Annotated in this window: 21 protein-coding genes; 10 read left to right on the plus strand and 11 right to left on the minus strand. The window is 51.3% G+C overall.

Annotated features, from left to right (window positions below; all coding sequences use genetic code 11):
- Nucleotides 1–45: 45 nt before the first annotated feature.
- The 5 genes from ACOBQJ_RS07900 to ACOBQJ_RS07920 all read left to right on the plus strand — a co-directional run bounded on the left by ACOBQJ_RS07900 (nt 46) and on the right by ACOBQJ_RS07920 (nt 2,535).
- The gene (locus ACOBQJ_RS07900; RefSeq protein ID WP_421071203.1) at nt 46–435 is read left to right on the plus strand and encodes an ArsR/SmtB family transcription factor; all 390 of its coding nucleotides are present in this window, start codon (nt 46–48) and stop codon (nt 433–435) included.
- A gap of 430 nt (nt 436–865) precedes the next feature.
- Nucleotides 866–1,072, plus strand: coding sequence for a UXX-star selenoprotein family 1 (uxx1, locus tag ACOBQJ_RS07905; RefSeq protein WP_421071389.1), 207 nt, complete (start codon nt 866–868; stop codon nt 1,070–1,072).
- Nucleotides 1,073–1,150: 78 nt separating this feature from the next.
- On the plus strand, nt 1,151–1,423 hold the full coding sequence (locus ACOBQJ_RS07910) for a hypothetical protein (RefSeq protein ID WP_421071204.1): 273 nt from the start codon (nt 1,151–1,153) through the stop codon (nt 1,421–1,423).
- Between the two features lie 228 nt (nt 1,424–1,651).
- Nucleotides 1,652–1,858 (plus strand): hypothetical protein, encoded by a 207-nt coding sequence (locus ACOBQJ_RS07915; protein WP_421071205.1) that lies wholly within the window; start codon nt 1,652–1,654, stop codon nt 1,856–1,858.
- A gap of 170 nt (nt 1,859–2,028) precedes the next feature.
- On the plus strand, nt 2,029–2,535 hold the full coding sequence (locus ACOBQJ_RS07920) for a hypothetical protein (RefSeq protein ID WP_421071206.1): 507 nt from the start codon (nt 2,029–2,031) through the stop codon (nt 2,533–2,535).
- An 18-nt stretch (nt 2,536–2,553) separates the two neighbouring features.
- On the opposite strand, the gene rimI is transcribed toward ACOBQJ_RS07920, so the two are convergent.
- The 10 genes from rimI to ilvN all read right to left on the minus strand — a co-directional run bounded on the left by rimI (nt 2,554) and on the right by ilvN (nt 10,491).
- Nucleotides 2,554–3,045: a ribosomal protein S18-alanine N-acetyltransferase gene (gene rimI, locus ACOBQJ_RS07925; protein WP_421071207.1), complete on the minus strand. Its 492-nt coding sequence runs from the start codon at nt 3,043–3,045 to the stop codon at nt 2,554–2,556.
- Between the two features lie 4 nt (nt 3,046–3,049).
- On the minus strand, nt 3,050–3,757 hold the full coding sequence (gene tsaB / locus ACOBQJ_RS07930; protein WP_421071208.1) for a tRNA (adenosine(37)-N6)-threonylcarbamoyltransferase complex dimerization subunit type 1 TsaB: 708 nt from the start codon (nt 3,755–3,757) through the stop codon (nt 3,050–3,052).
- Nucleotides 3,738–4,217: a tRNA (adenosine(37)-N6)-threonylcarbamoyltransferase complex ATPase subunit type 1 TsaE gene (gene tsaE / locus ACOBQJ_RS07935; RefSeq protein ID WP_421071209.1), complete on the minus strand. Its 480-nt coding sequence runs from the start codon at nt 4,215–4,217 to the stop codon at nt 3,738–3,740. The genes tsaB and tsaE overlap by 20 nt, the downstream gene beginning before the upstream one ends.
- A gap of 215 nt (nt 4,218–4,432) precedes the next feature.
- Nucleotides 4,433–4,843 carry a response regulator gene (locus ACOBQJ_RS07940; RefSeq protein WP_421071210.1) on the minus strand — a complete coding sequence of 137 codons (411 nt, stop codon included), beginning with the start codon at nt 4,841–4,843 and terminating at the stop codon, nt 4,433–4,435.
- A 152-nt stretch (nt 4,844–4,995) separates the two neighbouring features.
- Nucleotides 4,996–6,123, minus strand: coding sequence for an amidohydrolase (locus ACOBQJ_RS07945; protein ID WP_421071211.1), 1,128 nt, complete (start codon nt 6,121–6,123; stop codon nt 4,996–4,998).
- Nucleotides 6,124–6,206: 83 nt separating this feature from the next.
- Nucleotides 6,207–6,923 carry a gamma-glutamyl-gamma-aminobutyrate hydrolase family protein gene (locus ACOBQJ_RS07950; RefSeq protein WP_421071212.1) on the minus strand — a complete coding sequence of 239 codons (717 nt, stop codon included), beginning with the start codon at nt 6,921–6,923 and terminating at the stop codon, nt 6,207–6,209.
- Between the two features lie 54 nt (nt 6,924–6,977).
- On the minus strand, nt 6,978–9,101 hold the full coding sequence (gene glgX, locus ACOBQJ_RS07955; RefSeq protein WP_421071213.1) for a glycogen debranching protein GlgX: 2,124 nt from the start codon (nt 9,099–9,101) through the stop codon (nt 6,978–6,980).
- Between the two features lie 106 nt (nt 9,102–9,207).
- On the minus strand, nt 9,208–9,558 hold the full coding sequence (locus tag ACOBQJ_RS07960) for a type II toxin-antitoxin system PemK/MazF family toxin (protein ID WP_421071214.1): 351 nt from the start codon (nt 9,556–9,558) through the stop codon (nt 9,208–9,210).
- A gap of 3 nt (nt 9,559–9,561) precedes the next feature.
- Nucleotides 9,562–9,837, minus strand: coding sequence for a CopG family ribbon-helix-helix protein (locus tag ACOBQJ_RS07965; RefSeq protein ID WP_421071215.1), 276 nt, complete (start codon nt 9,835–9,837; stop codon nt 9,562–9,564).
- Between the two features lie 162 nt (nt 9,838–9,999).
- Entirely contained in the window at nt 10,000–10,491 is a 492-nt protein-coding gene (ilvN, locus tag ACOBQJ_RS07970; protein WP_421071216.1) for an acetolactate synthase small subunit, read from the minus strand.
- A 231-nt stretch (nt 10,492–10,722) separates the two neighbouring features.
- On the opposite strand from ilvN, the gene ACOBQJ_RS07975 reads away from it, so the two are divergent.
- From ACOBQJ_RS07975 to ACOBQJ_RS07995, 5 genes are all read left to right on the plus strand, one after another.
- Nucleotides 10,723–10,980: a (2Fe-2S) ferredoxin domain-containing protein gene (locus ACOBQJ_RS07975; protein WP_421071217.1), complete on the plus strand. Its 258-nt coding sequence runs from the start codon at nt 10,723–10,725 to the stop codon at nt 10,978–10,980.
- Nucleotide 10,981: 1 nt separating this feature from the next.
- Entirely contained in the window at nt 10,982–12,682 is a 1,701-nt protein-coding gene (locus ACOBQJ_RS07980; RefSeq protein WP_421071218.1) for a [Fe-Fe] hydrogenase large subunit C-terminal domain-containing protein, read from the plus strand.
- A 15-nt stretch (nt 12,683–12,697) separates the two neighbouring features.
- The gene (locus ACOBQJ_RS07985; protein ID WP_421071219.1) at nt 12,698–13,849 is read left to right on the plus strand and encodes a SpoIIE family protein phosphatase; all 1,152 of its coding nucleotides are present in this window, start codon (nt 12,698–12,700) and stop codon (nt 13,847–13,849) included.
- Between the two features lie 25 nt (nt 13,850–13,874).
- Nucleotides 13,875–14,498, plus strand: a complete 624-nt coding sequence (locus tag ACOBQJ_RS07990) for a CBS and ACT domain-containing protein (RefSeq protein WP_421071390.1) — start codon at nt 13,875–13,877, stop codon at nt 14,496–14,498.
- A gap of 230 nt (nt 14,499–14,728) precedes the next feature.
- Nucleotides 14,729–17,362, plus strand: coding sequence for a PEP/pyruvate-binding domain-containing protein (locus ACOBQJ_RS07995; RefSeq protein ID WP_421071220.1), 2,634 nt, complete (start codon nt 14,729–14,731; stop codon nt 17,360–17,362).
- Here the strand turns inward: ACOBQJ_RS07995 and ACOBQJ_RS08000 are convergent.
- The gene (locus tag ACOBQJ_RS08000; protein WP_421071221.1) at nt 17,359–18,843 is read right to left on the minus strand and encodes a glutamate synthase subunit beta; all 1,485 of its coding nucleotides are present in this window, start codon (nt 18,841–18,843) and stop codon (nt 17,359–17,361) included. The genes ACOBQJ_RS07995 and ACOBQJ_RS08000 overlap by 4 nt on opposite strands.
- Nucleotides 18,844–18,845 lie beyond the last annotated feature (2 nt).

An 18,845-nucleotide genomic window follows, 5' to 3' on the forward strand; every position in this document is an offset into this window, starting at 1 on the left:
TAAAGAATATAGCCTTATCCGGCAAGCTGTGTTATTATATGTTATATGCAGCATATTACATATATTACCCTTGACAGAAGTGAAGAAATATTCAGGGCGTTGGCGGACCGGACCAGGATCCGCATCATTAAGCTTTTGCTGTACGCTAGCGACGCGACGGTAAGCGAGCTTATGGACGGGCTTCAACTGCCGCAATACAGCATTTCACGGCACCTTTCAATTCTGCGGCACGCAGGCATAGTGGCTGAGAGAAGGGAAGGAACCTGGAAATATTATTACCTGCCGCCGGGATCGCCCGGCTTCTTAGACCAGGTGATGGGATCGATTAAAACCGGGATAAATGACAGCCTCCTGGCAGCTGATATGGATTTATTTATGAAGCGGCTGAAGCTGAGGGTTGACGGTAAGTGCGTGGTGGGCAACGAAAGTGTGTGAATAAAATTTAGAGGTGTTTCTTATGCCGAGAGTTTTAGATAAAAAAATTCGCCAGCTTATCGCCATAGCCGCGAGCACAGCTGCCAACTGCCAGGTATGACTGGAATACCATTACATTAAAGCCCGTGAGGCTGGCGCCGTCGAGGATGAAATAAAGGAAGCCATAGACATAGGGGAAATGGTTAAAGAAACTGCCATTATGAAGAACCGGGAGCTGATTGATTTTCTCTTAAATGAAAACACACCCGCTAAATAGCCTTAACCTCATAAAATAACCCTGAGCATCCCTGCGTTGTACCATCATAAAAACGTGAAAATTTTTACAGCCTTAATGCTTATATGCGCATATATACTTGTGTCAGATTTAAAGGCCCTTACCACGCCTGCAGACGATTAGTTTTTGATTAGAATAAAAAGGAGGCTCTATATTATGGCGGAGGGAATTGTGATTTACGGCAAGGCGGGCTGTCCGTTCACAGACAAGGCGTTGTCGGCCTATGGCAAAAGTGCTGCTTACTTCGACGTCCAGTCTGATGCCGAAAAGCTGCAGGAGATGCTGAAACTCTCAGGCGGCGTGCGCAAAGTCCCGGTGATTGTGGATGGAGGAAAAGTGACAGTTGGTTACGGCGGCACCTGAGGTGTTTAAATTAATCCGATCGTTTGATCGGATATCACGTCGCAAACTTGACAAATAAAAATGCCGGGAGGAGTTAATATGGTAACTGCCCAGCAGAAGGACCGGACCTACCACTACATACTGGAAACTTTTATTAAGAGGGGTTATGCCCCCCACTATACTGAGATTGCCGGAGAGTTCTCCGTACACCCGGAAGAGGGGAAAAAACTTCTCCATGAACTGATGTCCTGCAACCTGCCGGTCTGGTTATACCCCGGCACCGACTTAATCGCCTCGTTCGCGCCGTTCAACAACCAGCCCACCCAATACCGCATTACTGTTGACGGGCAGCAAAAGTGGTTTGCGCAATGAGGTTTTGAAGCCCTGGCGGTCTGCTGGGTCTTCCCCGGAAAGGCGGTCCGGATTGACGCTCCGTGCCTGGACTGCGGTGAGCAGATGCGCATCGTTGTCCGTGACGGAATCATACTGGAAAACAGCCCGGAGGACATAAAAGGCTATGTTGACATCCCAATTAAAAAATGGGCAAAAGACTGGCCCTACACCTGAAGCCGGATCCATCTCTTCCGGTCGGAAGAACATGTGAGAAACTGGTCGGGATTTCTTGCCGGGACGGACGAGGCCATAGTCCCGCTGCCCGATGTTATGAGAATTGTAAGCACGCCCCGCCACAGCGCGCGTCTAAACGGAAAATATGTATCATCCGCGCCCGGTTACGGCCCGCTGTTTTTTGAAAACCTAAAAAAGGTAACCAATAACGCGTCATTCTGGGATCCTAAAGCAATTTAGCCAAGTATACATGTTATATTAACAAACACTCTGACACCGCCTAAAAAGCCGGTGTATTGCTTATATTGCCCTTGACAGGCAAAACAAGGCACGTGATATACTATTCCCAGCTATAATGTATTTTTATCTGCCGGGTTTAATTAGTATTTTAGGGTTTAGCAGGGGGTAAAATGAAGAAACTTGGACTGAAGGGAAGATCATGGTTAAAGGGATTCCATATCTTTTTTGCCTGTGCCTGGGTTGGCACCGGTATTTCGATGATGCTGATGTCACTCATAGACGGGCATATCCAAAGCGGGGATGAAATTTACGCCGTTAATGCTTCAATAAAACTTCTGGATGATTATATTATCATACCGGCGGCTTTAGGCTCACTTATAACAGGTCTATTTATATCCCTGTACACCAACTGGGGTTTCTTCAAGTTCAACTGGGTGATTTTCAAATGGGTAGCCACGCTGGCCCAAATCATATTCGGCACTTTCTGGCTGGGGCCGTGGACAAACAGCGCCACAGCTATCGCAGACCTGGAACGTGGCCTGGCGCTGCAAAACAACACGTATTTATACGACAAGCAGATGGGCGCCATCTTTGGAGGCATCCAGGTGCTGCTCCTTATTGCCCAGGTATTAATATCCGCGTATAAGCCCTGGGGTAAAAGAGGGACTCCGGATTAATCAGGTTAACCCTTCCTATTAAAGCATGTACCTGCCGCCGGGATAGACCTTGAAACCCCGCGCCGGCAGGTTTTCTTTCCACATAATTATGGCGTCCTCATTGGTATCGGAATAGTAGCGCTTCCTGAGCCCTCTTTCAATGAAGCCCAAGCCCTGGTAAAGCTTCCTCGCTGCGTTATTTGACGGGCGGACCTCCAGGGTCATACTGTTGGCGCCCATCATAACAGCCTGCCTGATAATCTCCAGCATTAAGACTTTGCCGATACTCTTCCCGCGCAGGTCAGGCCTCACAGCCACATTGGTGATATGCGCCTCGTCAAGGATTATCCACATGCCGCCGTAACCGATCACCGCACTGTCATAAATTGCCACAATATAGCGGGCGAAATCATTTTGCAATATTTCGCCCTTAAAAGCATCCCGGGACCATGGTGTCGGGAAAGATGCTTTTTCGATCTCCAAAACCTGGTCCAGGTGTTCTAATCTCATTTCTTCAAAGGTAACTGACACTTTTTCAACTCCCGGCATTATTCTTTTTAAGCCAGACCACTTCCGCTTCCGAAGGCCTGATATATTCCGGGCACAGGTCCGCGGGGGCCACTCCCCCTCCCTCCCTGAACGCGGCCAGGCCCAGTTCCGCTACTGCGGCGCCCCGGGGGTAATTTAACATGGAGGGAGCAAATCCGGCCAGATTGCCCAGGCCGGCTTTAAAAAAGTCCATGTACTGGGAAACACCGTCTCCGGCAAAAATAACCGGTCCGCCTAAATCCAACAGGATTTCCACCAGTCTACCGGGGCGAACCGCCATGGGTCCTACCAAGCGGTTCAGCACTTCTTTATTATCAAATACAGATGTATACACTTCGTTTTTACGGGCGTTTAAAACCGGGCAGACATAACAGCCGCGCCCGGCCAGCGGGTAGGCCAGGGATGTCAAGGTGGATATTCCCACTACCTTCAGGCCCAGTACCTGCGCCAGGGATTTGGCTGTGCTCATGCCGATACGCAGGCCGGTAAATGAACCCGGCCCCCCTGATACCGCGATTCCACCCAGGCCTTTCTTCCCCACCCCTGATTCTTCAAGCACGGACTTGATCATTGGGAGCAGGTTAACGGAGTGAGTCCGCTGGTTCAAAACCATACGCTCGGCCAGAATTACCCCGTCGCCGGCAACCGCCACCGCGGCAACCGGTGTTGCAGACTCAATTCCCAGAACGTACAACGGCCATCAGCTCCTTAATCAAAATCCTGTATCTTTCGCCCCTGGGTGATAGGGTAACCTGCCTCAAGTCTTCTCCTTCCGGAGTCCTGTCAATTGAAATATCAAGCCTTTCCTCCGGCAGCAGTTCACCAATCTTTTCAGCCCACTCGACCAGGGTGACGCCGCCGCCATAAAAAAATTCCTCGTAACCCAGGTCATCCATCTCCGCGGCTGAATCCAGGCGGTAGACATCCATATGAAAAAGAGGCAGCCTGCCGTAATGCTCATTAATCAAGGTAAAGGTGGGGCTTGTTACAGCGCCTTCTATACCCAGGCCGCGGGCCACGCCCTGGGCAAAACAAGTTTTACCGGCGCCAAGCCCGCCGTAAAGGCAGATTAAATCGCCCGCGCCCAGTAGTAAGCCCAGTTTTTCACCCAGTATGCCGGTCTCTTCCGCAGATGAAGTTTTAATCACAGTCAAAAAAGCTCACCCCGTGTATATTATAACCCTTAGCCGGTCAGCTGTAACATTTAAGTGTAATATCAGCCTCCCCAAAAGCAATCCTTTAGAGACCCCGGGAACCCACACTTAATTGTATTTACGACTCGGGTAAATTATCAATACAGAATTATTATATCAAAGGCAGGAACCTACGGACATAAAAAAACCCCCTCAAGGGGGTGAAAGTAATCAATTTATAAACAGCCGACTGCCTTTGGTTTCTCATTATCACCGTATTCGTTTACGAACTTGATTAAAAGTTCTTTAATTTCGTTAACATCAAATGGCTTGGCGATATAACACCATGCTCCTTTTTTCAACGCGTCGGAGACTGTCTGCTCTGAACCGTAAGCAGTCATAATGATCACCTGGATTTCCGGGTTTGTCGCCTTGATTTTTCCCAGGGCCTCCAGGCCCCCGATCAAAGGCATGCGCACATCCATAAAAATGAGGTCGGGTTGTATCGAGCGTGCCATTTCAATCGCTTCCAGCCCGTTTTGGGCCATAAAGGTCTCGTGCCCCGACTCCCTTACTACAATTTCCAACAGAAAACGTACTCCGGCCTGGTCATCCACAATCAATACTTTCAGTTTCTCGCGATTCATTCCGACACCTCTCGACAAATTTCAACATAATGGCATATTAGTATATGTTAACCAATATGGTATTCGACCTGTTTTTTTTAATTCCTCTTATTTTTCTAAAATAATATTAAAATAAATATAAAATTTTTCTTTTTTTGGCAAACTTGCTAAATTTACGTCAATGATTTTTCACCGTTAATGAATACCTGTACAACGCGGGAAGAAATATCCAAAGGGTGACGGTCCAGGATAACTATATCAGCGTCTTTACCCGTTTCGATACTGCCGATTTGCTTTTCCAGCCCCAATATTCTGGCCGCGTTTATAGTAATTGCCCTGAGGGCGTGTTCTTCGGGCAGTCCCCCCTTAACAGCGAGGGCGGCTGACGCGGCAAGGTACTGGACAGGGACAACGGGGTGGTCAGTCATAATGGCGAACAGGACTCCGCAATCAGCCAGGACCCTGGCTGTTTCAAGGGTCAGGCCCTGCATTTCCACCTTTGCCCTGTTCGTAATCACAGGCCCTACTACCGCCGGTATCTTCTTCTCAGCCAGACGTCCGGCTATAATGTGTCCCTCGGTGCAGTGTTCAATGACGAGATTTATATCAAACTCCCGGGCAATCCGCACTGCTGTCATGATATCGTCCGCACGGTGGGCGTGCACCCGCAGTGGCACTTCCCTCCTTAACACCCTCCCGAGCGACTCCATCTTTAGATCTCTTTCCGGGGATTCCTTTTTCAGGTATTCGCCGCCCTGGACCAGGGCTTCTCTAATAATTGCCGCTGACGCCATCCGCGTGGCGGGGGACTTTTTATCCCTGCCGTAACTGCGCTTTGGGTTTTCTCCCAGCGCGGCCTTCAGGCCGACAGGAAATTTTAGAATCATATCGTCCACGACCGTTCCACGGGTTTTCATGGCCACCATTTCACCGCCGATGATATTGGCGCTGCCCGGCCCGGTTACCACGGTGGTAACACCTCCCGCCAGCGCGTCACGGAACCCCAGGTCGGCCGGGTTCACGGCGTCTATCGCCCGCAGGTGAGGGGTAACGGGGCCGGTCGTCTCGTTGCTGTCGTCCCCTTCCTCCCGGTAGATCTCCTCCACAATCCCAACATGGCTGTGGCAATCAATCATCCCCGGCATCACTATCATCCCGGCCGCGTCAAATATCTCCGCGCCTGGAGGCGTCAGGACGCCTTCATGCACGCCGACGATTTTGCCCCCGTCCGCAACCACTGTCCCTTTTTCTAAATGGCGCCCCGCCATGGTGATGATTTTTCCGCCTGTAATGGCAAGCATAAAGTCCTTCCTCTCTGATATTATTCAACGCCTGGCGCCGGCGCCGGAAGAGGCCGCCCGGCTGCAATATGTGACATATTCCTTTACTCTCTCTTTGTTGACGATGAATACTCCTCGGCCGCTTCCACCAGCGACTTGAAGATGTTTAAAAATTTCCTGTCCCTTTCCCACATTTCCTCGGGATGAAACTGGACACCGACGGCATAGCTGCTGCCGATTGATTCGATCCCCTCTATCACCCCGTCCGTCGAGTGGGCGGTAACGATAAAGCCGTCGGCCACCCGGTTCACCGCCTGGTGATGAAAACTGTTTACGCGGGTCGCAGCCCCGCCCAGCAAGCCCGACAACAGGCTGCCGGGAAATATCTCCAGCCCGTGGGTGGGATACCACCTGGGCGCCTGCTGGGCATGTTTCAGAGGTGCGTTTGTAACCATGGTGATGTCCTGGCAAATGCTGCCCCCGGCGGCTATGTTGAGGATCTGGATCCCCCGGCATATACCCAGGACGGGGAGGCCGTTAACCAGTGCCAGGCGCGCCAGCCCTATTTCAAAAGCGTCTCTTTCCGGGCTTATATCTCCCGTCCCGGGGAGCGGTTCCTCACCGCAGAAAAAAGGATCGACGTCCCCTCCCCCGGAGAGAAGGACCCCGTCCAGGCCGTTGATTAAATCGGCCTCCAATCCCGGCAGCGCCGGCAGCAGCACCGGCATCCCGCCAGACTCCACGACTGCTGCCGCATACTGTTTATTTAAAATGAACCTGTTGCCGTCTTCCGAACATGTAATACCAATCAGCGGCTTCATGAGGACCTCCCGGTATCCGTCTATTTATTAATAGTTTATGGTGGCGCCGCAGACTTATTTACCAGTAATTTTGCTGAGCAGTATGACCACACTCTGCGGCGCTGCCTCATAAAAACGCCCGGGCAGCGGCGCCGCTTCTTCATCTGCAAGCAGGTCCCGGCCGTATGGCAGGGAAGTGTCCAAAATCCTGCTGAAAACAGCGCCCGGCCTGGTCCTGGGGAGGTTAAAAACCTTTCCTGATTTAAGGGCGTTTAAAACAACCAGGATATCGCATTCCTTTTCCCCGCCAGTTGCCCCGGTTAATTCACTGCCCTGGATCAGGAAGGCCAGAAAACCTTTTTCCGGGCTGCCCCAATCCGGTGAGGCCAGGTCCTCCGAATACCAGTTGATATCTTTCATAGCGTCAAGGTCCAGGTCCCGGCCGGTGAAAAAGCCCTCCTGCCGGAAATGGGGGTGGCGTTTTCTAAACGCGATCATTTTGCGGACATATTCGATCAAGTCCTGGTTGATATCTGCCAGGGACCAGTCAAAATAACTTATCCCGTTGTCCTGGCAGTACGCGTTGTTGTTACCCCTCTGGGTCCTTAAAAATTCGTCCCCGCCCAGGATCATGGGTACCCCCTGGGATATCAGCAGGAGGGCGAAAAAATTTTTAATATTTTTTTTCCTTAGTTCTTTGATCACCTGGTTAAAGGTTTCGCCCTCATGGCCGCAGTTAAAGGAATGGTTTTCGTCGACTCCGTCCTTGTTTCCCTCCAGGTTAACACCGTTATGCTTTTTTTCGTACGAGACCAGGTCGTTCAAGGTAAATCCGTCGTGGCAGGTTACGTAATTAATGCTGTTGAACGGAGACCGCCCGTCATCAGCAAAGAGATCGGAACTGCCGGTCAAACGGTACCCCATTTCCGGTAGCATCCCCGGGACTCCTTTTATAAATTTTCTGACGCAGTCACGGTAACTGCCGTTCCATTCAGCCCAGTCCAGGGGAAAATTCCCCACCTGGTTGGAGTCACAACAGGCGTCCCAGGGCTCGGCTATCAGCTTTACACCCGCTAAAACAGGGTCCTGCCGGACCGCCGCAAAAAACCCCGCATCACGTGAAAAACATCCTTTTTCACGCCCGAGCACCGTCGCCAGGTCAAACCTGAAACCGTCCACGTGCATCTCTTTCACCCAGTAGCGAAGTGAATCCATGACCATCTGCACGACCTGGAATTCATCAAAGTTCAGGGTATTGCCGCAGCCGCTGTAGTCTTTATAGTACCTTTTGTCATCCTGCAGCTTGTAGTACGTGGGGTTGTCGATCCCCCTGAAACAAAGGGTTGGCCCGCGCTCGTCACCTTCGCAGGTATGGTTGTAAACCACGTCCAGGATAATTTCGATACCTTCTTTATGCAGGGATTTGACCATCTGTTTAAACTCCTGCACCTGGCAGCCCGGGAACCAGCCGGTGCTGAACCTGCTGTCAGGGGCGAAGTAGCCCAGGGTATTGTAACCCCAATAATTGGTCAGGCCTCTTTTAACCAGGGCATCTTCCGAGTGACAATGGTGGAGCGGCAGAAACTCAACCGCAGTTATGCCCAGGCTTTTTAAATACGGTATTTTTTCAACGACTCCCAGGTAAGTGCCGGGATACTTCACGCCGGACGAAACATGCGCCGTCAGGCCCTTCAGGTGGACCTCATAAATTACTGTTTCCCTCAGCGGCACCCGCGGCGAGACATCCCCTTCCCAGTCAAACCGGTCATCGATAACAATACATTTCGGCGCCCCGCCGGCATTTCCGCGCTTGTTGAATGAGAAATCGGCCAGCGTTGAAGCAGGGTCATAACCCAGATGGCATACACCCGGGACAAACTTGCCTGTGATGGCCCTGGCGTAGGGGTCAATCAGCAGCCGGTTGGGGTTGAAGCGCAGTCCGTTTTGCGGCTGGTAGGGCCCCCGCACACGGTAAGCGTAAAGCTGCCCGGCGGTAACTCCCTCGACAAAGCAGTGCCAGACAAAACGGGTCCTGTTAATTATTTGGATGATCTCCGCGGGTGATGAATCCTGGGGACGGTCAAAAAGCAAAAGGTCAACACCTTCGGCGTGTCTTGAAAAAAGGGCGAAATTAACCCCGCCTTCAGCCGGCGTCGCCCCCTGCGGAAAACAACTGCCCTCCCTGACGCGCTTTACCATGTCAAACCTTCCTCACTGATAGATCCGATTTAAATACATAAAAAACCTTGCTCGGATAATAACACCGGTTAAGGTTTTTTAAAAGGCGATATTTTTTTGCCCGGGCTTACAGTTCCACCAGGCCCAGGCTTATTTCCGCAGCCTGTTTTACTTTTACCATTGTGTCATGGTCCAGGGAATATATTTTTTCCAAAAGCCTGCTCTTATCGATTGTCCTGATCTGTTCCAGCAGTATTACCGAGCATTTTTCAAGACCGCCCTGAGTCAGCGGCAATGCGACGTGTGTCGGCAGCCTTGGTTTGTCTATCTGCGATGTTATGGCGGCGACTATAGTGGTCGGGCTGTACTGGTTGCCGATATCGTTCTGGATAATAAGCACCGGCCTTGTGCCCCCCTGTTCGGAACCGACAACCGGGCTCAGGTCGGCATAGTAAATATCTCCCCGGTGGATCAGCATATATTATTTAACCTCCGGCACGGGAAGCTCATAAACTTCTTTAACTTCCGATTCCAGGCGATAGTGCTCGACAACCAGGGCCAGGTTTATTTTAGCCATCTCAAGGTAGCCTTTTTTCATCTGCTCTCTCAAAAGCCGCCGTTTGCATTCAGTAATATAAAAATTCATCGCTTTTCTTATAAACTCGCTGCGGTTAAGCTGGTCTGCCGCCGCTATTCCGTCCACTTCAGCTAAAAGTGAATCCGGCAAGCTGATCATTATCCTTTTGACGCTGGACATAAGCGGGCCTCCCCAGGGTAAAGCCGGTCGTATATACTATAATATATATACCATTGATATAATAATGTCAATGATGTCAGCCGTACTATAACAGGTTAAGATTTTCCAGTATGGTCCCGAAGGACAATAATTTTTAAGCGCCTGTTCGCAACCGCCCCTGCCTTATTGTTTAACGGCTATAGGTTTCCTGGATAGAGCGATTTTCCCGGTCCGGACCAGCTCTACAATACCGTAGTCCTCAAGCACGGCGCAGAAAGCGCTGATTTTCCGCTCGTCACCCAGGGTTTCTATGATCATCGTTTCTTTATTCACGTCAATGATATTCGCCCTGAATACCGAAACAAGGTTGACAATATCGGACCTGCGGTTGTTTTCCGCTTTAACTTTGATCAGCGCCAGTTCGCGCTCAACTGATTCCTCCGATTTCAACTCAACAATTTTGATCACTTCCACTAATTTTGAAAGCTGTTTGATCACCTGCTCGAGCGCCTGTTCATCACCCTTCACGTCGAGTGTGATGCGGGTCACGTCCGGCTCCTCGGTATAGCCGGCAGCGATGCTTTCAATGTTTACCACCCTCCGGCTCAGGAGACCGGATATGCGCGCCAGGACTCCAGGCTTATTGACTACCAGTACGGCAAGCGTATTTTTCAAAACCAACCACCCTTCCTTTTTGCACCTAATAAAAATTCTATCACATATTCAATATCTGTCTATCATTTTTGCAATAACCTTTGCTATGCCGGCATGGCTATAATAAATTTTCGGATTTTTCCGTAAAAATTATTTCCACATTACACTTATTTTAAAGGAATTAAATAGCAAAATGACGAAAAGACCTGTAATTATTTCAAACAACCCGGACAGATTTGGAGGCTTATAATAATGCTGGTTATTCAGGTATGTGTCGGCAGCTCTTGTTTTTTGCGCGGGTCCAAAAACGTCATAGCGGAAATTGAAAACCTGATCGAGCATTACCAGCTGGACGATATAGTCACTCTCAAGGGGAACTTCTGCTTCGAGCGCTGCTCCGACGGCGTAACGGTAAAGATAGGTGAAAAGGTTTTTACAAAAGTAACCGGGGAGAGCATTGTCGATCTGTTTGAAAACGAAGTGTTCCCCGCCATTTACGGGGTGAAATAATTTGAAATTAATCAGCACCAACGAGGCCAAGTGCCGCGATTGCTACAAGTGTATCCGCTCATGCCCGGTGAAGTCAATCTGTATCAAGTCGGGCCATTCAAAAGCTCAGCTGTATGCAAAAGTAATTGAAGAAAGCTGCATCCAGGACGGCCTGTGCACCACGGTATGCCCCCAGAAAGCCAAGGTCGTGGTCAACCACGTAGATGACGTAAAACAACTGCTGTTTGAAAACGTTGTACCGGTATTGGCCAGCGTGGCGCCTTCCTTTCCAGCCATGCTGCCGCTGTCCAACCCCGCTGTGTTCCCCTCTCTCCTCAAGCAGCTTGGCTTTTCCCACATCGGGCAGACGTCTGTCGGAGCCGAGCTGATCTGTGATGAGCACCGCCGGGTATCCCCCCGGGGGCCGCTTATATCGAGCGCCTGTCCCGTCGTGGTCAACCTTGTGGAGCGCCATTACCCGCACCTGATCCCTTACCTGTCACCCCTTGTTTCTCCCATGGTCGCCCACGGCCGGCTTCTGAAAAGCCAGTTCCCGGGCAGCGCTGTGGTTTTTATCGGCCCCTGTATAGCCAAAAAAGGGGAAGCGCTGGGCGGAGCTGTCGACTATGTCCTGGGTTTTAAAGAAGTCTGGGAATGGATCGGGCAGGAAAAAATTGACGTGAACAAATTTTCACCGTCGAAATTTGACGGTTACCAGCCCGGCCCGGCCCGCCTTTTCCCCATTGAAGGCGGGCAGCTGCGGGCGACCTCCCTCAGCACTGACCTGACCGACAAAGAAGTCCAAACCGTTACCGGTATCAGTAATTGCATAAAGCTGTTTGAAAACTTTGCCACGGCAGTCCCCAGCCGCAGGCCTTTATTCATGGAGCTGATGGCCTGCAACGGCGGCTGTCTGGGAGGCCCCTACGGGGTTTCGGACAAAGACATATACGCGAAGAAGACAGTACTGCTGGACTATTATTCGCTGCAGGATACAGGGACCCGGGACAGCATGCCGCAGCCCCCTTTACCTGCTGCGGATTTGTACCGCTCCTACCTGGACAGGAAGGCTGTAGTCCCGCAGCCAACGGAGGAACAAATAAAAGCAATACTGGCCCTGACCGATAAGTTTTCACCTGGAGATGAGCTTAACTGCGGGGCCTGCGGCTTCAACTCCTGCCGGGAAAAAGCCGTCGCGGTATTCCAGGGCAACGCCGAGTCGCAGATGTGCATACCGTACATGAGGAAAAGGGCGGAATCAATCTCCAACCTGGTACTCCGCGCTCTCCCGGACGGGGTAATTATCTTTGACGAAGACCTCATTATCCAGGAAATAAATCTCGCGGCCAAAAAGATGTTTGACTGCACCAGGCAAGTAATCGGAGAAAAAATCGACGTCCTGGTAAATCCGTCTGAATTTGCGCGTGTTTTTCAAGAGATGAAAACAATTAAAGTGGACGCCAGTAAACTTTTTAACGGAAAGATAACCCGCCAGATTCTTTTCCCGCTGGAAAACAGCGCGGTGGCGATTTTTACAGACATAACAAACGAATTGAAGCAGCAGGAAGAACTTTTACTGGTAAAGACGGAGACAATTGACCGGGCGCAGGAGGTTATTAAAAAACAAATGACCGTTGCCCAGGTCATTGCCGGGCTTTTGGGTGAAACGACAGCAGAGACCAAAGTGCAGTTGAGCCGGCTGATCAAGCTGATGAAGGATTAGGGAAGGAAGCATGGTATGTCTCTCCACCTTGATATTGGCATATCACAATTGAACAAGAAAGACGAAGAGCTTTGCGGCGACTCTATTGAAGTCCTCCAATCCGCAGACTCCACGGTTATCGTCCTGGCTGACGGCCTGGCCAGCGGGGTTAAGGCCAATATCCTCTCCCGTATTACCGCTAAAACTGCCGCCACCATGTTGGAGATGGGCAGCCATATCGACGAGGTCATTGAGACCATGGCGGAAACTCTGCCTGTCGATAAAGTGAGGAACCTGGCCTACAGCACATTTTCCATATTACAGGTATTCAGGGACGGGCGTTCTTACCTGGTGGAGTTCGATAATCCCCAGTCCTATTTCGGATACGGGGAATCGCTGCGGCGCCTGCAAAGGAACTCCCGGAAAATTGGCGAAAAAAAAATTCAAGAAGCGCACTTTAAACTGCAGGAAGGCAACTGGGTGGTAATGCTGAGCGACGGCGTGCTGCATGCCGGCATCGGCGGCATATGGAACCTCGGCTGGGGAGAACAGCAGGTCGGGCGGTTCATAAGCAGGCTGGCGTCCTCTGATTACGAGGCCGCGGACTGGGCTGGCGAGATAACCGCGCAGTGCAATCTGCTATACGGGGGTCTGCCTGGCGATGACGTGAGCATTGTTGTGGTCAGGGCAAGGAAAGCAAGGAAACTGACAGCTCTGATCGGCCCACCCCGCGATCCGGCCAAAGACACCCCGGCAGTTGAAAAACTTGCCGGCGCTGAAGGGACCAAAGTGGTATGCGGAGGCTCAACCAGCCTGATGGCAAGCCGGATACTGAACAGGGAGGTAGAAGTTGACCTGGGCTCTGACAGTGATACAGTACCGCCTCCCGGCTTGATCGAGGGAATAGACCTGGTCACGGAGGGCGCCATAACCCTATATTATGCGCTGCAGCATTTGAGAGAGGGGCGCCGGCTGAGAAATCTGGAAGGCGCCAGCGACGGCGCCAGCAGGCTCGCCGCGGCGCTCCTCAGGGCGGACGAGGCGCACTTCATGGTCGGGCTGGCCATCAACCAGGCAGACCACTACCCTGGATTTCCTGTATCGTGCGTAATGAAAAACCAGACGGTTAGAGATATTGCCGAGATATTGTCATCATTAGGCAAGAAAATAACCATTGAATATCTCTAAGGAGGGATGATCCAAGTTGTTGGTAATGGACTATATGAAAAGGTCCCTGATCACCGCCAGTAAGGAAACCACCGTTTTCGAAGCGCTGGAAACGCTTAAGAAAAATAAAATCAGGCAATTGCCGGTAGTTACCGGAGACAGGCTGATCGGTCTGGTAACAGAAAAGCAGCTGCTGGCAGTATCCCCCTCGCCGGCAACCTCCCTCGGCACTTTTGAAAAGAAGTTCTTCATGGACAAAATTTTAGTCTCGGACGTGATGGTGAAATTCCCCCTGACTGTTTCTCCGGACACCACTATTGAGGAAGCCGCCCTGTATCTGAGAGAACACAAAGTAGGCAGTGTCCCTGTGGTTGAAGGGGATGTGCTGGTGGGCATCATTACAGTAACCGATATCTTTGACGCTATGACCCGGCTCTTTGGCTACGGCAAGCCGGGCATAAGAATACTGATTGAGTCCGAAGACAGAATCGGCCTGCTCACAGAGGTAACCAGGACGATCAAGGAATTTGATTTCCCGGTAAAGGCGATCATCTACTATGTAAAAGACGACTCAAAGGTTAAGATGAAAATGAGGCTTGACACCATCGACGCCGAACCGGTGGTTAAGGCCATGAAAAACAGGGGCTTGAAGGTTTCGCGAATTATATAACCTTTATTTTGATATATATCAATAATATGTATAAAATTTAAAGCGCACCCTCCTCCCATTCTCAGGCAATATATGATATAATATCTTAATATAAAAAATAGTGCGTGCGAAGGCGCACAGCGGAGCAACGGAGTTCCTCAACAGGTGTCCACCATCTGTTAGGAACTTTTTTGTTTTTAACGATTTTCTCAACTTTTCCCTGTACAGGTGATGGAAGGAGAGAGTATGACATGATAGCCGCGGACCGCGTATCCACCGGCCTGCCCGGACTGGACAGGGTTGTAGACGGACTGCGCATTGGCGATAACGTTGTCTTGCAGGTTGACAGAATAGATGACTACCGTCATTTTGTAAAGCCTTTCGTTACCCGCGCGGCGGCGGAGAACCGGAAGGTCGTTTACCTGCGTTTCGGGCTGCACCCTGCTGTTGTGGAAAAAGGAGAAGGTATCAAAATTTACCATCTCAATCCCAACAGCGGTTTTGAGGCCTTTTCCGGCGAGGTGCATACAATTGCCTCTATGGAAGGAGAGGGAGTTTTTTATGTCTTTGACTGCCTCTCAGACCTGCTTTCGGCCTGGGCTACAGACCTTATGATCGGCAATTTCTTCAAAGTAATCTGCCCTTATCTCTATGAACAGAATACCATAGCCTATTTCGCGGTGCTGAGAAACAGCAATTCTTACCATACAATAGCCAGCATACGGGAAACGACCCAGCTGCTGCTGGATGTCTACCACCATGAAAACAAATACTATATCCACCCCTTAAAAGTCTGGAACCGTTACTCACCCACCATGTTTCTGCCGCATGTGATCTGCGGTGAGGAGTTCGCGCCTGTCACCAGCAGCGCCGATATTGCCCGGCTGTTTTCAAAACTGAACCTCTTTAAACTTGGTGATGCCAGCCGCCGTCTAGACCACTGGGACCGTATATTAATCAAAGCGCAGGAATTAATGGACAGGTTGGACCAGGGAGACCAGGACGCTGTTTCCGGCCAAAGGAAAATGATCGACCAGTTGTGCAGGATGATGATCAGCCGTGACGAGCGCATTTTATTCCTGGCCAGAAATTACTTCTCCCTGCGTGACCTGCTGGAGATCAAGAACAGGCTTGTCGGCTCCGGTTTTATAGGCGGGAAATCGGTAGGTATGCTGCTGGCGCGCAGCATTTTAAAAAAGGATGAAAAAACCGACTGGGAACGGCGCCTTGAACACCACGATTCATTTTATGTGGGTTCTGACGTGTACTACACTTATTTAGTAGATAACGGGTGCTGGAAAATGCGCCTGGAACAAAAGAAAAAGGAAAACTATTTTACCACTGCCAGAGAGCTGAAGCAAAAAATATTGGGGGGGGCTTTCCCCAATACCATCCGGGACCAGTTCGAACAGATCCTGGAGTATTTCGGCCAGTCCCCCATTGTCGTCCGTTCCAGCAGCCTGCTTGAAGACGCTTTCGGCAACGCTTTTGCCGGTAAGTACCTCAGTATCTTCTGTGTTAACCAGGGGAGCCCGCGGGAACGCTGCCACGCTTTTGAAAAAGCAGTCCAAGAAGTCTTTGCCAGCGCCATGGGCGAGGAAGCGCTGACTTACCGCCTGAAGAGGGGCCTTGACCGGAGAGATGAACAAATGGCGCTCCTGGTGCAGCGTGTTTCCGGTTCCACCCGCTCCAAATATTTCTTTCCCGACCTGTCGGGGGTGGCTTTGTCCCACAACGCCTATGTATGGAACGACGACCTGGATCCGGACGCCGGCATGATGAGGCTCGTGGCCGGGTTGGGCACCAGGGCTGTTAACCGCGTGGAAGACGATTACCCCCGCCTGGTCGCCCTGGATAAACCGCTGCTGCGGCCGGATATGAGGTTTGAAGATATGTGCAGGTTTTCCCAGCACAAGGTCGACGTACTGGACACCTCCTTAAATAAAAATGCCACAGTAAATTTAAACGATCTGTACAACCCTGAAACAGAAAATATTCAGGGGTGGGATTTACTGGCGGTGCGCGACCATGAGGCCGACCGCAAAATGAAGGAACTGGGCTATCAAGCTCCGGCAGCCTGTGTCCTGACCTTTGACAAACTTATGGCCGCAACGGATTTTCCCCAGGTTATCCGCCGCATGCTTAAAAAACTGGAAGCAGCATATAATTATCCGGTGGATATTGAATTTACCGCTAATTTCTCACCGGGAGGCGGCTTTGAGATTAATCTCCTGCAGTGCCGGCCCCTGCAAAAATTCGGAAAGCCCGTTAAACACTCGGCAGCGATGGATTATACCCCGGACAATGTCCTGCTTGCCAACAAAGACAGCTTTATGGGAAGCGAAACCCTGCAGGCCATAAACACTATCGTCTATATAATCGGCGAAGAATACAGTAAAATGCCCTTAACCGGCAAATACGAAATTGCGCGGCTGGTTGGCCGCATAAACAAGCTGTTCAGCGACCGTGAGAATGAACCCTTGATGCTGATCGGGCCCGGCCGGTGGGGAACCAGCACTCCCTCGCTGGGAGTACCGGTTTCTTTTGCGGAAATAAACAATACGGCGGTACTGGTGGAAGTCGCCTCTCAAAAGGAAGGTTTTATGCCGGAGCTATCATACGGCACCCACTTTTTCCAGGACCTGGTGGAAACCAGTATCTTTTATATAGCCCTGTTTCCGGGTAGTGAGGATACGGAATTTAACCCGTCTCTGTTTAACCGGTTCAGCAATATTCTGCCGGGGATCCTGCCTGAATACAGCAGGCTGCAGCATGTGGTCAAAATTTTCCGCCCCGCTGAGCTGAATAAAAAACTGTGGCTTCAAGCAAATTTGAAGCCACGGCGTTTGACATCGTTTTTCTCCGGCTCTGAAGAGGTAAGCTAAACCAGGTTTGTGCCGCCCATCAGGTAGCGGTCGCACTCACGCGCGGCGCCGCGCCCCTCGTTTATGGCCCAGACCACGAGGCTTTGTCCGCGGCGCGTATCGCCCGCGGCAAATACGCCCCTGACATTTGTGGCAAAATCTCCGTAATCAGCCCTGGCATTGGAACGCTCATCCCTCTCCACGCCGAGCTGCTCCAGTATGCCGTTCTCCGGCCCGGTAAATCCCATGGCCAGCAGCACCAACTGAGCGGGCCGGACCTTTTCAGAACCCGGTATTTCTCTTGGCGTAAAGCGGCCCTGATTATCCGCTGTCCATTCAACGTCCACCGTATAGACCTCTTTTACCCGGCCGCTGTCATCGCCTGCAAACCTCCTGGCTGTGACACAGTAGCGGCGGGGGTCATTGCCAAAAAGGACAGCCGCCTCTTCCTGGCCGTAGTCAATTTTAAATATCCTCGGGTACTGCGGCCAGGGGTTATCTTCCCTCCGTTCAAAAGGAAGCCTGGGCATGATCTCAAGCTGGTTTATACTTCTGCACCCATGCCGGAGAGCGGTGCCGACACAGTCAGTGCCGGTGTCGCCTCCGCCGATTACGATCACGTCTTTGCCTGCCGCGGAAATGTATTTTTTGTCAGACAGGCTGGAGTCAAGCAGGCTTTTGGTATTCGCGCTCAAAAATTCGACCGCGAAATAAATACCTTTCAAATCCCGCCCTTCTACCGGCAGGTCGCGCGGTTTGGTTGCCCCGGTACAGAGCACCACCGCGTCAAAATCCTTATGCAAACTGCCGGCGGGATAATCCCTTCCGACTTCCGTGCCAGTTACAAAGTTTACTCCTTCAGCCGCCATTAAGTTTATCCTGCGCTGCACAACCCATTTTTCCAGCTTCATATTGGGAATTCCGTACATCAACAGGCCGCCGATCCTGTCGGCGCGTTCAAAAACGGTGACCCGGTGGCCAGCCTTGTTAAGCTGGTCGGCACAGGCCAGGCCGGAAGGCCCGGAGCCGACCACCGCAACCTTTTTGCCGGTACGCCTGGCCGGCGTCCGGGGGACCATCCACCCTCTGTCATATGCTTTTTCAATCACAGCGCACTCTATATTCCTGGTGGTAACCGGCTCTGTAGCCAGCCCGGCGGTGCAGGCGCCTTCACAAAGGGCGGGACATACCCTGCAGGTAAACTCCGGGAAATTATTCGTTTTTAACAGCCGGGCCAGAGCTCCCTGCCACAGGCCCCTGTACACCAGGTCATTAACCTCCGGAATTAAGTTGTGGTTGGGGCAGCCGGAAATTGCACCGCCCAGTTCCATTCCGGTATGGCAAAACGGCGTGCCGCAGTCCATGCAGCGCCCCGCCTGTTTTTTTAATTCTTCCTCCGGCAGCTGCTTGTGAATTTCATTCCAGTCGTTTATGCGCTTCAACGGATCCCGGTCCGAAGGAAGTATGCGCCGGCATTCCATAAAACCGCTCGGCTTACCCATTT

The sequence above is a fragment of the Pelotomaculum propionicicum genome (genome assembly GCF_048984525.1).
Classification (GTDB): Bacteria; Bacillota; Desulfotomaculia; order Desulfotomaculales; family Pelotomaculaceae; genus Syntrophopropionicum; species Syntrophopropionicum propionicicum_A.

Excerpts from the sequence above, each read along its gene's own strand:
- ACOBQJ_RS07900 (WP_421071203.1), top strand. The coding sequence starts at position 46 with ATGCAGCATATTACATATATTACCCTTGACAGAAGTGAAGAAATATTC.
- ACOBQJ_RS08000 (WP_421071221.1), bottom strand. The coding sequence starts at position 18,843 with ATGGGTAAGCCGAGCGGTTTTATGGAATGCCGGCGCATACTTCCTTCG.
- uxx1 (WP_421071389.1), top strand. The coding sequence starts at position 866 with ATGGCGGAGGGAATTGTGATTTACGGCAAGGCGGGCTGTCCGTTCACA.
- ACOBQJ_RS07940 (WP_421071210.1), bottom strand. The coding sequence starts at position 4,843 with ATGAATCGCGAGAAACTGAAAGTATTGATTGTGGATGACCAGGCCGGA.
- glgX (WP_421071213.1), bottom strand. The coding sequence starts at position 9,101 with ATGGTAAAGCGCGTCAGGGAGGGCAGTTGTTTTCCGCAGGGGGCGACG.
- ACOBQJ_RS07990 (WP_421071390.1), top strand. The coding sequence starts at position 13,875 with ATGGACTATATGAAAAGGTCCCTGATCACCGCCAGTAAGGAAACCACC.
- ACOBQJ_RS07960 (WP_421071214.1), bottom strand. The coding sequence starts at position 9,558 with ATGCTGATCCACCGGGGAGATATTTACTATGCCGACCTGAGCCCGGTT.
- ACOBQJ_RS07945 (WP_421071211.1), bottom strand. The coding sequence starts at position 6,123 with ATGCTTGCCATTACAGGCGGAAAAATCATCACCATGGCGGGGCGCCAT.
- ACOBQJ_RS07920 (WP_421071206.1), top strand. The coding sequence starts at position 2,029 with ATGAAGAAACTTGGACTGAAGGGAAGATCATGGTTAAAGGGATTCCAT.
- ACOBQJ_RS07975 (WP_421071217.1), top strand. The coding sequence starts at position 10,723 with ATGCTGGTTATTCAGGTATGTGTCGGCAGCTCTTGTTTTTTGCGCGGG.
- ACOBQJ_RS07985 (WP_421071219.1), top strand. The coding sequence starts at position 12,698 with ATGTCTCTCCACCTTGATATTGGCATATCACAATTGAACAAGAAAGAC.
- ACOBQJ_RS07965 (WP_421071215.1), bottom strand. The coding sequence starts at position 9,837 with ATGTCCAGCGTCAAAAGGATAATGATCAGCTTGCCGGATTCACTTTTA.
- ACOBQJ_RS07950 (WP_421071212.1), bottom strand. The coding sequence starts at position 6,923 with ATGAAGCCGCTGATTGGTATTACATGTTCGGAAGACGGCAACAGGTTC.
- ACOBQJ_RS07910 (WP_421071204.1), top strand. The coding sequence starts at position 1,151 with ATGGTAACTGCCCAGCAGAAGGACCGGACCTACCACTACATACTGGAA.
- ACOBQJ_RS07995 (WP_421071220.1), top strand. The coding sequence starts at position 14,729 with ATGATAGCCGCGGACCGCGTATCCACCGGCCTGCCCGGACTGGACAGG.